The following is a 13,827-nucleotide window of genomic DNA, read 5'->3' as shown; positions in this document are numbered from 1 at the left end:
ACATGAAAAAATTTCTTAGTTTCGAATTTTGGCAAAAATTCGGTAAATGTTTGATGGTAGTGATCGCCGTTATGCCGGCGGCAGGTCTGATGGTTTCTATCGGAAACTCGATTCCACTAATCAGTCCTGAATCAGAATTGCTCATTCGTATTGGGAATATCATTGCCCAAATCGGTTGGGGGATTATCGGAAACCTTCACTTGCTCTTTGCTTTGGCAATCGGTGGTAGCTGGGCTAAGGAAAAAGCTGGCGGTGCTTTCTCGGCAGGTCTTGCTTTTATCTTGATTAACTTGATTACAGGTCATTTCTTCGGTGTAACTACTGATATGTTGGCAGATGCGACTGCGACTGTTAGCACAGTCTTTGGGACAGAAATTCCAGTATCTGGATACTTTGTCAATATCCTTGGTCAGCCTGCTTTGAACATGGGTGTCTTTGTAGGGATTATTGCTGGTTTTGTTGGTGCGACTGCTTACAACAAATACTACAACTATCGCAAGTTGCCAGATGTATTGACCTTCTTTAACGGCAAACGCTTTGTACCATTTGTGGTTATCTATCGCTCAGTTCTTGTAGCGCTAGGATTAGCTATCTTTTGGCCAGTTGTTCAAACAGGAATCAATAGCTTTGGTAAATGGATTGCAAGCTCACAGGATACAGCACCAATTCTTGCACCTTTTGTTTATGGTACCTTGGAACGTTTGCTTCTTCCATTTGGTTTGCACCACATGTTGACCATTCCAATGAACTATACATCACTTGGTGGTACCTATGACATCTTGACAGGTGCACAAGCAGGTACACAAGTATTTGGTCAAGATCCGCTCTGGTTGGCTTGGATTACAGACTTGATTAACCTCAAGGATGCTGGTGATTTGACTCAGTACAATGACCTTCTTGCCAATGTAACCCCTGCTCGCTTTAAAGTAGGTCAAATGATTGGTTCCTCAGGTATTCTCATGGGCTTGACCCTTGCTATGTACCGCAATGTTGATGAGGATAAGAAGAAAAAATATCGTGGTATGTTCCTTTCATCTGCTGCAGCTGTCTTTTTGACAGGTGTAACAGAACCAATTGAGTTTATGTTCATGTTTGCGGCAATGCCACTCTATGTAGTCTATGCATTTGTACAAGGTGCGGCTTTTGCGATGGCAGATATTGTCAATTTGCGTATGCACTCATTTGGTAATATCGAATTCCTTACACGTACACCGATGGCGATCAAAGCTGGTATCGGTATGGACGTTGTCAATTTTATCTGGGTAACAGCCCTCTTTGCAGTTGCAATGTACTTCATTGCCAACTTCATGATTCAAAAATTCAACCTAGCAACAGCTGGACGCAATGGTAACTATGATACAGAAACAACAGATGTGGTTTCAAATTCAAACGTAGATACTGCGGATGCTAGTTCACAAGTGGTACAAATCATCAACTTGCTTGGTGGTCGTGATAATATCGCAGATGTGGATGCTTGTATGACTCGTCTTCGCGTTAGTGTCAAAGATGTGGCACAGGTTGGAGATGAAAATGCTTGGAAACAGGCTGGTGCTATGGGCTTGATTATCAAAGACTCAGGTGTTCAAGCAGTCTACGGACCAAAAGCAGATGTTCTCAAATCAGACATTCAAGACTTACTAGAATCTGGCGTAGCCATCCCTCGTACGGAAATTGTTGCGACTGAAACAGTAGTTGAGGAAGCACAATTCAAGGGTGTGACCGAGGCAGTTTATGCTGTTGCTGAAGGTCAAGCCATCGCCATCACAGAAGTGAAAGATCCGGTCTTCTCACAAAAAATGATGGGCGACGGTTATGCAGTTGAGCCTAGCTCCGGCAATGTTTACGCACCAGTTTCAGGTATTGTAACCAGTGTCTTCCCAACAAAACACGCTGTCGGTATTTTGTCTGACAAGGGTGTAGAAGTTTTAGTTCACGTTGGTTTAGATACAGTTGCACTAAACGGTGTTCCATTCTCAACTAAGGTAACAGATGGCCAACGCGTTGAAGCAGGAGACTTGCTCCTTGTAGCAGATTTGGAAGCCATTCGCTCAGCAGGACGTGAAACAACTATCGTCGTTGCCTTCACAAACACAGCAGAAATCAAATCTGTCAGCCTTGGCAATCTTGGACAAGTGAGCAAAGATAGTCAAGTTGCGACAGTTGAGTTGTAAAAAGTAAAAGACAAGTTCATGTGAGCTTGTCTTTTGTTTTTAAAATCTTCTCAATCCTTGCCATTTATGGTATAATAAAGCGATTTTATAAAATGTAGGAGGTTCCCCATGGGACGTAAATGGGCCAATATTGTAGCCAAGAAAACCGCAAAAGACGGTGCTAACTCAAAAGTTTACGCCAAATTTGGTGTTGAAATCTATGTAGCAGCGAAAAAGGGTGACCCAGATCCAGAAACAAACTCAGCGCTGAAATTTGTTATTGACCGTGCTAAGCAAGCGCAGGTTCCAAAACACATCATTGATAAGGCTATTGACAAGGCAAAAGGAAATACAGACGAAACTTTCGTAGAAGGTCGTTACGAAGGCTTTGGACCAAATGGTTCTATGATTATTGTTGATACTTTGACATCAAACGTAAACCGTACGGCAGCTAACGTCCGCTCTGCTTTTGGAAAAAACGGCGGTAACATGGGTGCATCTGGTTCCGTATCATTTATGTTTGATAAAAAAGGTGTGGTTGTATTTGCTGGTGATGATGCAGATGCCATCTTCGAATTGCTCCTTGAAGCAGATGTCGAAGTGGATGACGTAGAAGCAGAAGACGGCACAATCACTGTTTATACAGCACCAACTGATTTGCACAAGGCAATCGTGGCACTGAAAGAATCAGGAATCCAAGAGTTTAATGTTACTGAACTGGAAATGATCCCACAATCAGAAGTATCACTTGACGGCGATGACCTCGCAACATTTGAAAAACTCTACGACGCTCTCGAAGACGACGAAGACGTCCAAAAAATCTACACGAATGTAGATGGCTTTTAATAAAATTGGCAGTCCAGTGGACTGCCAATTTTATTAAAAGGCTGGAGATTGGAACTGCCGGCAGGCAGTTTTCTTTATACTCAAAAGTCCGGGGGACAGTCATTTTTATTAAAAGGTTGGAAATGAGAACCAGCGGCAGCTGGTTTTCTTTATTTTCAGCTGTCCATAAGGACAATTACTGGCTTAAAAGGTTGGAAATTAGGATTGCTGGCAGGCAATCCTTTCTTTATCATTTCATGGTCTGTGGGACATATAAAATGACTAGAAAGTTGGAGATGAGAACCGCTGGTAGGCGGTTTTCTTTGTAGCTATTAGAATGTCCAGGGGAAGTTATTTTTATTAGAAGGTTGGAGATGCGAACCGCTGACAAGCGGTTTTCTTTGTCACTTCATAGTCCGGGGGACAGTCATTTTTGTTAAAAGATTAGAAATTGGAATTGTCTAGAGGCAGTTCTTTTTCTGCCCTTGTTTTTTTCAAAAAGAAAATCCCGCCTTCTCAGAAATAAGGCATGCCTATTTCCATTGGGCCAGGATTTGTTTGTGGTAATGGTGGAGCGGTCCGACCTTTTCTAGTAGGTAGGTCGCAGCAAGGCCGACCAGTAGACCAGACAGGATGCCGGTAATTGATAAAATCGGCAGGTAGTTTAAAACGTAGAAGGAACGAGCGATGCTGGCAAAGACAAGCAGTTGTCCCAGATTGTGGAGCATACCCCCCAGTATGGAGATGCCGATAGGGCTGACCCGTTTAGGTCCCAGTTGCTTTGAGGCGAGCATACCAAGATAGCTTAGGGTGACTCCAGCAAAACTGTAGAGAAAGGTAGAAAAAGTGCCGCCTAGAAAGGTAGCAATCAGCAGGCGAAGGCCCACAACCTTTAAGCTGTCTTTGGTAGGAAGGGTGAAAATGGCAATCAGGCTAATGAGATTTCCCAGCCCTAGCTTCGCACCCGGCGCAAAGGCAAAAGGAGGAGTGATCAAGCGCTCAATGAGCGAAATGACCACAGCCTGAGCCGCCAACATGGTGATAAAATTTAAGGTTTGTTGTTTCCGGTTCACCAGTTCTCGCCTCCTTTCAACCGATTGACTCGTGTCTATTCTTATCATTCTATCTTACTTTTTTTTTCTCAATCTGGCAAGCTTCCTCATAGATATTACTAGTTATTGAAATAGGGGCTTGAATTTTCTTCTATAAAAGTATATAATAATCTAATGTAAATCGTTTCTATTTTCACAAGGAGGACACACTGTGACGAAAAATATTGTGATTGTTGGTGCTGGTTATGCAGGGATTGCAGCAGCACGTTTGCTCGGAAAGACATTTAAAAAGGACTCGGATGTAACCGTTACCCTGATTGATAAGAATTCCTTCCATACCTATATGACAGAGCTCCATGAGGTGGCTGCTGGTCGTGTAGAACCTAATGCGATTAAGTATGATTTACAACGCATTTTTGCCAAGTATCCTAAGGTTGACTTGGTAACTGATAAGGTTTTGGAAATCGACTATGATAAGAAACAGGTCATTGCTGAGCACCAGACCTTGGACTTTGACTATCTCTTGCTGGCTATGGGGGGCGAGGCCAATGACTTCGGTGTTAAAGGTGTTAAAGAGCATGGATTCACCCTCTGGTCAATTGAAGCGGCAGAGCGCTTGCACGATCACATGGTGGATGCCTGCTACCGTGCCATGCGTGAGCATGATGAGGCAAAACGTCGCGCCCTCTTGACCTTCACTGTTATCGGTGCAGGTTTCACTGGTATTGAAATGATTGGTGAGCTTATTGACTGGGTACCAATCCTGGCCCGTGAGTTCAAGCTTGATCCAAAAGAATTCTCGCTCAAGGTTGTTGAGGCAATGCCAAATATCTTGGCCATGGTGACTGAGAAAGAACAAGTTAAGGCTAAGAAATACCTTGAGAAAAAAGGTGTTGAATTGGTTCTCGGTGACGGTGTTGCTAGCGTACAAGAAGACAGCCTGACCCTGTCATCAGGTCGCCAAATTCCGACCTACACCTCTATCTGGACAGCCGGTGTTCAAGCCAACACAGACGCTGCAGAGTTTGGAATTGAACGTGCGCGTGCAGGACGTCTGGTTGCCAACGAGTACATGGAAGCAAAAGGCCGTGAGAACGTCTATGTTGCCGGTGACTTGGTTTACTTTGAAGAAAGCGAAGGCAAGCCAACACCGCAAATCGTACAGGCTGCTGAGCAGACAGGTCACACAGCTGCAAGCAATATCGTTGCAGCCATTAAGGGTGGCGAAAAACATGCCTACAAAGGTAAATACGACGGCTTCATGGTATCTATCGGTGCTCGTTATGGCGTAGCCTTCTTGATGGACAAGTACCACATGTCAGGTTTCCTGGCTATGGCTGTCAAACACATGGTCAACTTGCTCTACTTCTTTACCATCCGTAGCTTCTTCTACATGGGTGCCTATGTTCGTCATGAATTCTTTGATATTCAGAACAAGCGTAATATCTTCGGTGGCCATACTTCTGGTAAGGGCAATCTCCTTTGGTCTCTACCAATGCGCCTGCTCTACGGTTCAGTTTGGCTTTATGAGGGTGTGAAAAAGGCCTTTGGTCTTTTCGGTACGACTTCATGGTTCGGTGACCAAGTTGTCTTCCCATTCCCATGGTTGGCAGATCCTGTTTCTGGGGCATCGGCTGCAGAAGCTGTATCTGGAGCGTCTGAAGCAGTAGCAGAAATGGCAGATCCAATCTTTGGTCTCAGCTATGCTTATGGTGAAACGCCGATGACGGTCTTGGAATCAATGCCAGATTGGTTTGCGTCAATTATGGAATTTATGATGCCTAACCAAGAAGTTGCTCTCTTTATGCAGAAATTCATGACCATCACCGAAATCGGTATCGGTTTGGCTTTGATTGGTGGTGCCTTTGTATGGTTGGTATCTGCCATCACAGTTATGTTCGTTATCATGTTTAGCTTGTCTGGTATGTTCTACTGGGTTAACATCTGGTTCATCCCGGCGGCAATCTCGCTCATGAATGGTGCCGGTCGTGCCTTTGGTTTGGACTACTGGATTATGCCATGGTTGGGTCGCTTCCTTGATAAGCTCGTCTATGGTAGACCCAAGCATATTTATCGTAAGAATGACAAAAAATAAAGGACAAATAAGAACTAGTGGTACATGAAATTTGGAAGGCCTATCCTGAGGTTGAAGCTGGATTAGAGCAGGTCAAGGCTATCATCAAATCTGAGATGGTAGTCTTGCACCCTGATGTAAAAGAGAAAATTGATCAGTACATCGATGCTCCTGGTAAATACCTCAGGGCAGGTCTTTGCCTTTTTTTAGCCAGGGAGACAGAAGGCCAGATAGTTCCTGCCAAGCTCTATTTTGCTGCTCATCTGGAGGTTCTGCATTTGGCGACCCTCATTCATGATGATGTGATTGACCAGGCTGACTACCGTAGAGGTATCCAGGCTGCCCACATTCAATTTTCCAATCGTATTGCTATTTATGCAGGAGATTATCTCTTGGCCTATGCCGGTCGTCTCTTGGCCCAGGGGCTCCGGCAATTGGACCTTGAAGAAAAAGACGTTCACCTGGCTCACCATAAAATCGTCGAATGGATTTTGAGGGGGGAGCTGGAGCAACTCCTGAATGCCTATAATGTGAACATGACGCCAAGGGCTTATTTAAAGCAAATTCAAGGGAAAACGGCTAGTTTATTCGGATATGCCTATCAATTGGGCCTCTTCTATCCTGGACAGTCCTTGCGTCATGCGCGCCAGGCCTATCGAGCAGGCCGTGATTTGGGAATGGCCTTTCAAATTCGTGATGATTTGATTGACTACAAACTAGATTTGTCAGAGTCTGGCAAGCCAGGTTTGCAGGATGTCCAAAATGGTATTTATACCCTTCCCCTGTTGTTAGCTTTACAAGACAATGAAGACCTGGCTGCTGATTTCGAGGAGTTGGTCAATGAATCTAGTCCTGAAAAGTTGACAGACTTGCACCAAAAAATTCTAGCTACGTCTGCTCTTGAGCGGACGGAGATAATCCTAAACCAGTATCTGGACAGGTCCTCTTGGCATTTGAGAAAGCTTTCTCCACAGGTTGCAGACTCAGTAAACGCTTTTTTGGGTGATTTCTTTCACAAATATTTCTAAAAACACTAGACATTTTTGGAAAAAAGTTATATCATAATATAAGAAAAACAAATAATTCCAAAGGAGTATTTATATGAGATCAACAAAATGGATGTTGAAAAGTGTCTTGGTTCTTGGTGCAGCCCTTACTTTGGTAGCGTGTGGTGCTAAAGAAGAAGCAGCAACAACAGCTTCTTCTGCTGAAACTGCAGCTTCTGAAGCAACTGCAACAGCAACTTGGAAAGATGGTACTTACAAAGCTGAGTCTGATTTCGATGAGCGCGGTTGGAAGTTTGTACATGAAATTACTATCAAAGATGGTAAAATCACTGCTTCAACAGCTGACTATGAAAATGCTGACGGTGCTTTGAAGTCTGAAGACGAAGAGTACAACAAAAACATGGAAGCAAAATCAGGTATCTCATCTAAAGATGCAACTGACAAGCTTGACGAAGAACTTCTTGCAGCTCAAAGCGCAGATGTAGAAGTTGTATCTGGTGCGACTAATACTTCTGAAAACTTCAAGAAATCAGTTGAAGAGCTCTTGAAAGCTGCTGAAGAAGGAAATACTGAAACAGTAAAATTGACATTTGAATAATCTATTCAAAAACAAGAGGGAAACACGGTAGCCAGCCTACTGTGTTTTCTGTTTAGAGAGGATAATCTATGAAAAAAGCGCTAAGATGGCTCTGTTTGAGTCTTGTGCTGATTCTATTAGTCGCTTGTGGCAAGAAAGAAGAGGCTCTGCCTGTCATCAAAAGTCCCTTGACCCGTAGCGAAAGTCTGCTCCACACCGTGGTCCAGCTCAGTATCTACCATGAAGGTCAGGAAGAGGTCATGGATCGGGCTGTTGCCTATATCAAGGAAATGGAAGGTCTACTATCAACCAACCTTGAGGGATCAGATGTCTACCGTATCAATCAAGCGGCTGGGAAAGAGCCGGTTGTCGTTGATGAGAGGACCTTTGAGGTTCTGGAAACTGCTCTTGAGATGGGCAAGGAAAGCGACGGCCTCTTTGATGTATCTATTGGTGCCGTCAGCAATCTCTGGAAAATTGGAGATCCAGATGCCCGTAAGCCTTCGGACGAGGAAATCAAAGCAGCTCTGCCATTTATTGACTATAAAAAGATCCAGCTAGACAAGGAGAAAAAGACAGTCTTTATTGAGGAGGGGATGACCCTGGAGCTGGGGGCTATTTCCAAGGGCTATATCGCCGATAAAGTACGGGAACTCTTTGCCAGCAAAGCTATCACGACGGCTATCATCAATCTGGGTGGTAACGTAGTGGTTATGGGGGATTCGCCTTCTAGTCAAGATGGCTGGAATGTCGGCGTGCAAGACCCTGATGAAGTTCGTGGAGCTACCGTAGGCTCTGTCCCTGGCACTCACGATTCTGTCGTGACGTCCGGCATCTATGAGCGCTATGTCGAGGTGGATGGGCTCAAATACCACCATATCCTTGATCCCAAGACCGGTTATCCTGTGGAAAATGACATCTCTGGTGTTACAGTCTTTTCGCAATCGTCTATGCAGGGTGATGCCCTATCGACAACCCTCTTCCTTTTAGGAGTGGAAAAGGGGCTTGATTTTATCAATCAACAGGAAGGTGTCGAGGCTGTTTTCATTGATAAAGACCAGGGAGTTCATGTCAGCGATGGTTTAAAAGATTCATTTGAACTAAGCAACGAGGAGTATCATCTTGTCAACTAATAGTAAAAAAGGGCTAACCTTGCCCGTATTCCTAGAATTTGTAGAGCTCAAAACCAAGGTTGCCAGTGTCTTTCCTATGACCATCGGCATTCTTTGGGCTTTCTACCGCTACCAGACCTTCAATTGGCTCAACACCCTGCTCTTTGTCCTGGCTGTCCTTAGCTTTGACATGTGCACAACTGCTATTAACAACAGCATGGATTTTCACAAGGCCAAGGACGAGGTCTATCGTCAAGAGAGCAATGTTATCGGAAAGTTTGCCCTTGATTTCAAGCAGATGATTGGCATCGTCCTCGGTCTGCTGGTCTTTTCAAGCCTGGTTTCCCTTATCTTAGTTTGGCAGACCAGCTGGTTGCTCTGGCCTATGGGGGCTGTTTGTTTTTTGATTGGGATTTTCTACACCTTCGGTCCCATTCCGCTTTCCCGCATGCCGCTGGGCGAGGTGTTTTCTGGAGTGACCATGGGGTTGGGGATTTTCTTCCTAGCTGTCTTTATCCAGGCGCCTGACAGTCTTCTACTTGCTCGTTTGGATGGGCAATGGCTGAGCTTGCAAGTTGATTGGATTAAGGTTTTGGAAATTCTCTTCATGTCCTTGCCCTTGGTGACCTTGATTGCCAATATCATGCTGGCCAATAACACCTGCGACCTGGAAGAGGATATCCGCAACCACCGCTATACCTTGGTCTATTATATCGGAAAGAAACATGCGCTCCAACTTTATTTTACTCTTGCTAGTCTGCCCTGGTTGCTCTGGTTGATTTATTGCCTGACAGGATTTTTGCCAATCTGGGCCTTGCTCGGGCTACTTGGAATCATTCCTGCCTACAAGAGTTTAAAGAGATTCCTGAAAAAGCAGGTGAAGGGAGAAACCTTTATCGAAGCTGTGAAAAGCTTTGTCCTCTTTGCAGCTATCTATGTCTTGTTTTTAGTAGTAGCCATTATCTTTTGGAGCTGGAAATAGTAAATGATAGAATCAGTCTTCGGGCTGATTCTTTTCTGCTTTTATATGCTATACTAGAAGAGAATTGAGGTGGATGGAATGTCACGAACACAAGAAGAACGCTTGATAGAACTATATGAAAAGGGAGTGCTAACCAAGGCAGAAGCACGGGCTCTGTTTCTGGAATTAGACCAACAGCCGGAATTTCTCTTGGAGGATGAAAAAGTTAAATTGAGCTTTAGTCTGCCCAATCTCAAGGTGTTTTCTTCCAATAAGCGCAAGCAAGAATATAGCTTTGACGGAATCGAATCTCTTTTTCTCAATATCCTAGCAGGGCGTTTGACCGTGACCCAATCCAAGACGGACCAGGTGGGCCTTGAGATTATCTATCAAGAAAATGCACCTGAGGAAAAACTCCCCCAGCTCTATGTGGAGAAAAAGGGTCTCTATTTTTCTAGTAGTCTGCCCTGCAAACTGACTATTAGCTTGCCTCAGCGCTGGATGTCGGTCTTTGACCTGGACCTGGGTCAGGCAGATGCCCGCTTGGATTACCTGCCTTTTGAAGACATCTCCATCCGAAGTTCGAAGGATAAAAAACAACAGGATATCCGTTTGAACACGTGTGGTGGTTATGCCCAACATCTCTATGTCCAGCTGGATCAAGCACCCTTGATATTGCAGGCTGGAAAGGGGCAAGGAATTCAAGGAAAAATTGAATCGGAGACTGGACAAATTCGAGTCAATCGCCGGAAAAAAATCAGTCCCTACCGATTTGAGAAATCAGGCGATGATGTGCTCTATATCCGTGCTCAGACTGGTCAAAGTGCCTTTTATGTGAAAGGAATAAAAGATGTCGATTGAATTATATAAATGCAAACAGGGAAAAGTCTTAGCTGGTGTACTGGCTGGCCTAGCCCACAAGCTGGGCTGGGAAGTCTGGCTGGTTCGTGGCTTATTCTTAGCCAGTCTATTGATCGGTAGAGCTTCCTTGCTAACCTTGGTCCTCTATATAGCAGGTGCCTATTTTCTTCCCTACAAGGAAGAGCAGGATGCTGAGCGTTATGGAATGGGCCCACGAAAAATCAAGGATGCTGAAAAAATTCGGAAAAACTGGTTTTAAGAACAGAGTTTGGGAGCTTTCTTCCAAACTTTTTCTTATTTGTTACCAATTAGTGTTGCTTATGGTATAATATACTGAGAACCGTATTCACAGCTCGGTACCTGAGATAAGGCTTGTTTTTCTCGAAATACAGTCGGTATTGTAGCAAAAACGGCTTTGATGTGAGAAAACGATTTCTTATTTAAAGGTACCGTACTTGTGGATACAATTTCAGAAGCGAAAGAGAGGGAATGCATGACAGTATATGTAAAAGATTTGGTAGATAATCTGCGGATTGAGCCTGCGTATAGTACAGAAGAGTTGTTGCGCAAGGAAATTACAACAGCTGATATTACGCGTCCAGGCTTGGAGATGACGGGCTATTTTGACTATTACGCTCCAGAGCGGATTCAGCTCATGGGGATGAAAGAGTGGTCTTATATGATGGCCATGACAGCCCATAACCGCTATCAGGTCCTATCGCAGATGTTTCAGCCGGAAACGCCGGTGATTATCGTAGCCCGTGATTTGGAAATTCCTGAGGAGATGTACAAGGCGGCCAAGGAAAAGAAAATTGCGATCTGCCGTAGCAAGACAGCGACCAGTCGTTTGTCTGGGGAATTATCTTCTTTCCTAGATAGTCGTTTGGCCCAACGGACCAGTGTTCACGGAGTTCTCATGGATATTTATGGCATGGGTGTTCTCATCCAGGGAGATTCTGGTATCGGTAAGAGTGAAACTGGTTTGGAATTGGTTAAGCGTGGTCATCGCCTGGTAGCGGATGACCGTGTGGATATTTTTGCTAAGGATGATGTGACTCTGTGGGGTGAGCCAGCAGAAATTCTGCGCCACCTATTGGAAATCCGTGGGGTCGGTATCATTGATATTATGAGTCTCTATGGTGCGAGTGCCGTTAAGGATTCATCAGAGGTTCAGTTGGCGGTTTATCTGGAAAATTATGAAACAGGCAAGGTCTTTGACCGTCTGGGCAATTCAGGCGACACCATCGAGATTGCAGGTGTTGAAATTCCGCAAATCCGTATCCCTGTCAAAACTGGTCGAAACATCTCTGTCGTGATTGAAGCAGCTGCTATGAACTACCGTGCCAAGCAGATGGGCTTTGATGCGACCAAGATGTTTGAAGAACGCTTGACCAACTTGATCGAAACAAACAAGGAAGAGGTCTAGTATGGGGCCAATTGCTATTCAATTAGGGCCTCTGGAGATCCGCTGGTATGCAATCTGTATTTTGACAGGCTTGATTCTAGGTGTGTATTTGGCATCGAAAGAGGCACCTAGAAAGAAAATTTCTTCAGATGATATCCTGGATTTTATCCTCTGGGCTTTTCCTATTTCAATCATTGGGGCTCGCATTTACTATGTCGTCTTTTCCTGGGACCAGTATAAGGACAACTTGCTGGATGTCATTGCCATTTGGAATGGTGGGATTGCTATCTATGGTGGTCTGATAACTGGTGCCTTGGTCCTCTATTTCTTTACCAGATACCGGTTTATCGAGACCCTGGACTTCCTGGATGTGGTAGCACCATCGGTTATGCTGGCACAGGCTATTGGCCGCTGGGGCAATTTCTTTAACCAGGAGGCCTATGGTGCAGAGGTAGCCAACTTGGACTACCTACCAAGCTTTATCCGAGACCAGATGTTTATCGATGGTGCCTATCGCCAGCCGACCTTCCTCTTTGAATCTGTCTGGAATATCCTTGGTTTTGCTCTCATCTGTGTCTTGCGCAGAAGACCGAAATTCCTCAAGCAGGGAGAAATCACCGCCTTTTACCTGATTTGGTATGGCTGCGGTCGTCTCTTGATTGAAGGCATGCGGACAGATAGTCTCATGTTCTTTGGCATTCGAGTGTCCCAATGGCTGTCGGGACTACTTATCCTAGTCGGTATCAGCATGGTCCTGGTGCGGAGAAGAAAATCCACAGTTCCCTATTATCAATCCTAAAAAGGAGAATATATGTTAATCGAAATTTCAGTATTGATCATTGCCTTGTCCATTGCGGCAGTGGCTATCTACCTGGTCCTGCTCCTGCAAAAAGTCGGCAAGGTGACAGATGAGGCCCAGCAAACCATTAAGGTCTTGACCAGTGATGTCAATGTGACCCTCTTTCAGGCCAATGAAATCCTAGCCAAGACCAATGTCCTGGTCGACGATGTCAATGGCAAGGTGTCAACTCTCGACCCGCTCTTTGTGGCAGTGGCAGACTTGTCGACTTCAGTGTCCGACCTCAATGCCTCGGCGCGTGATTTGACAGTCAAGGCCAAGTCAGCGGGCAAATCAACGGCTAAAGCAGGCGGAGCCCTCTCTGCCCTTACAACAGTATCATCTCTCTTAGGAAAGAAAGGAGCAAAAAATGGTAAAAAAATCTAGTATCGTCACAAGCCTCTTGCTGGGTGCAGCAGGTGGAGCGGCAGCAGCAGCTTTTCTGGCCACCAAAACAGGGAAGGCAGTAAAGGATAAGGTGATTTCTTTTGCTAATGACTACAAGGAAAACCATGAAGAAATCAATGCCGACATAGTCTCTAAGGCTCAGGATTTGGGCAAGCAAGCCACGGATAAATTTACAGAGGTCAAGTCTCAACTGGAAACAGGTGAATTGACGGTCGAGGACCTGGTGCAGACAGGCAAAGAGAAGTCTAAGGATTTGTTTGAATCAATCAAGTCTAAGACAGTCCATGCGCCAACAGTTGATGAAGAAGATGTCGAAGATGCAGTGATTGTGTCTGAAGATATTGAAATGGACATTGCGGACGTCGTAATAGAATCAGTTGTCGAAGCAGTTGAAGAAGACCAGACTTCGGAAACAGAACTCTAATCATAACATGAAAAATTGGGTAGAGCAGTCTATCCAATTTTTTTGTATAGGTTGAAGGTAACCGCCCAATAACAAGGTATCTATCTACTCACTCCCTCCTCCAGTATACTGTTAGAAAAACAAAACTGGAGGA

14 protein-coding genes are annotated in these 13,827 nt (G+C 44.7%); 13 read left to right on the top strand and 1 reads right to left on the bottom strand.

Annotated features, from left to right (window positions below; all coding sequences use genetic code 11):
• Positions 1–2: 2 nt before the first annotated feature.
• Together ACHBID_RS09105 and ACHBID_RS09100 are read left to right on the top strand one after the other, a co-directional pair.
• Positions 3–2,171: a PTS transporter subunit IIBC gene (locus tag ACHBID_RS09105; protein WP_394732182.1), complete on the top strand. Its 2,169-nt coding sequence runs from the start codon at positions 3–5 to the stop codon at positions 2,169–2,171.
• A gap of 108 nt (positions 2,172–2,279) precedes the next feature.
• Entirely contained in the window at positions 2,280–2,996 is a 717-nt protein-coding gene (locus ACHBID_RS09100; protein WP_004195244.1) for a YebC/PmpR family DNA-binding transcriptional regulator, read from the top strand.
• 512 nt (positions 2,997–3,508) lie between these two features.
• On the opposite strand, the gene ACHBID_RS09095 is transcribed toward ACHBID_RS09100, so the two are convergent.
• A complete protein-coding gene (locus ACHBID_RS09095; protein WP_105160080.1) occupies positions 3,509–4,048 on the bottom strand; it encodes a Gx transporter family protein in 540 nt (179 codons plus the stop codon).
• A 190-nt stretch (positions 4,049–4,238) separates the two neighbouring features.
• Here ACHBID_RS09095 and ACHBID_RS09090 point away from each other — a divergent pair, with 190 nt between their 5' ends.
• The 11 genes from ACHBID_RS09090 to ACHBID_RS09040 all read left to right on the top strand — a co-directional run bounded on the left by ACHBID_RS09090 (position 4,239) and on the right by ACHBID_RS09040 (position 13,694).
• On the top strand, positions 4,239–6,122 hold the full coding sequence (locus ACHBID_RS09090) for an NAD(P)/FAD-dependent oxidoreductase (protein ID WP_105137321.1): 1,884 nt from the start codon (positions 4,239–4,241) through the stop codon (positions 6,120–6,122).
• A gap of 17 nt (positions 6,123–6,139) precedes the next feature.
• The gene (locus tag ACHBID_RS09085; protein WP_394732181.1) at positions 6,140–7,129 is read left to right on the top strand and encodes a polyprenyl synthetase family protein; all 990 of its coding nucleotides are present in this window, start codon (positions 6,140–6,142) and stop codon (positions 7,127–7,129) included.
• A 73-nt stretch (positions 7,130–7,202) separates the two neighbouring features.
• A complete protein-coding gene (locus ACHBID_RS09080) occupies positions 7,203–7,706 on the top strand; it encodes an FMN-binding protein (RefSeq protein WP_394732180.1) in 504 nt (167 codons plus the stop codon).
• 68 nt (positions 7,707–7,774) lie between these two features.
• Positions 7,775–8,818: an FAD:protein FMN transferase gene (locus ACHBID_RS09075; protein ID WP_172021706.1), complete on the top strand. Its 1,044-nt coding sequence runs from the start codon at positions 7,775–7,777 to the stop codon at positions 8,816–8,818.
• Positions 8,808–9,779, top strand: a complete 972-nt coding sequence (gene menA / locus ACHBID_RS09070) for a 1,4-dihydroxy-2-naphthoate polyprenyltransferase (protein ID WP_394732179.1) — start codon at positions 8,808–8,810, stop codon at positions 9,777–9,779. Before ACHBID_RS09075 ends, menA begins: the two co-directional genes overlap by 11 nt.
• 78 nt (positions 9,780–9,857) lie before the next feature.
• Complete coding sequence (locus ACHBID_RS09065) at positions 9,858–10,619, top strand: hypothetical protein (protein WP_105123423.1); 762 nt, start codon at positions 9,858–9,860, stop codon at positions 10,617–10,619.
• Entirely contained in the window at positions 10,609–10,878 is a 270-nt protein-coding gene (locus tag ACHBID_RS09060; protein ID WP_105111189.1) for a PspC domain-containing protein, read from the top strand. Before ACHBID_RS09065 ends, ACHBID_RS09060 begins: the two co-directional genes overlap by 11 nt.
• 234 nt (positions 10,879–11,112) lie before the next feature.
• On the top strand, positions 11,113–12,045 hold the full coding sequence (gene hprK / locus ACHBID_RS09055; RefSeq protein WP_105111190.1) for an HPr(Ser) kinase/phosphatase: 933 nt from the start codon (positions 11,113–11,115) through the stop codon (positions 12,043–12,045).
• 1 nt (position 12,046) lies between these two features.
• Positions 12,047–12,823, top strand: coding sequence for a prolipoprotein diacylglyceryl transferase (lgt, locus tag ACHBID_RS09050; RefSeq protein ID WP_172021704.1), 777 nt, complete (start codon positions 12,047–12,049; stop codon positions 12,821–12,823).
• Between the two features lie 12 nt (positions 12,824–12,835).
• Complete coding sequence (locus ACHBID_RS09045; protein ID WP_105111192.1) at positions 12,836–13,249, top strand: DUF948 domain-containing protein; 414 nt, start codon at positions 12,836–12,838, stop codon at positions 13,247–13,249.
• On the top strand, positions 13,233–13,694 hold the full coding sequence (locus ACHBID_RS09040; protein WP_105123425.1) for a YtxH domain-containing protein: 462 nt from the start codon (positions 13,233–13,235) through the stop codon (positions 13,692–13,694). The genes ACHBID_RS09045 and ACHBID_RS09040 overlap by 17 nt, the downstream gene beginning before the upstream one ends.
• The last annotated feature ends 133 nt before the right edge of the window (positions 13,695–13,827 follow it).

Origin of the sequence: Streptococcus sp. A25 (assembly GCF_043674095.1) — a bacterium.
In the GTDB taxonomy this organism is placed as follows: Bacteria; Bacillota; Bacilli; order Lactobacillales; family Streptococcaceae; genus Streptococcus; species Streptococcus suis_V.
This window is presented reverse-complemented; position numbering and strand designations above follow the sequence as displayed.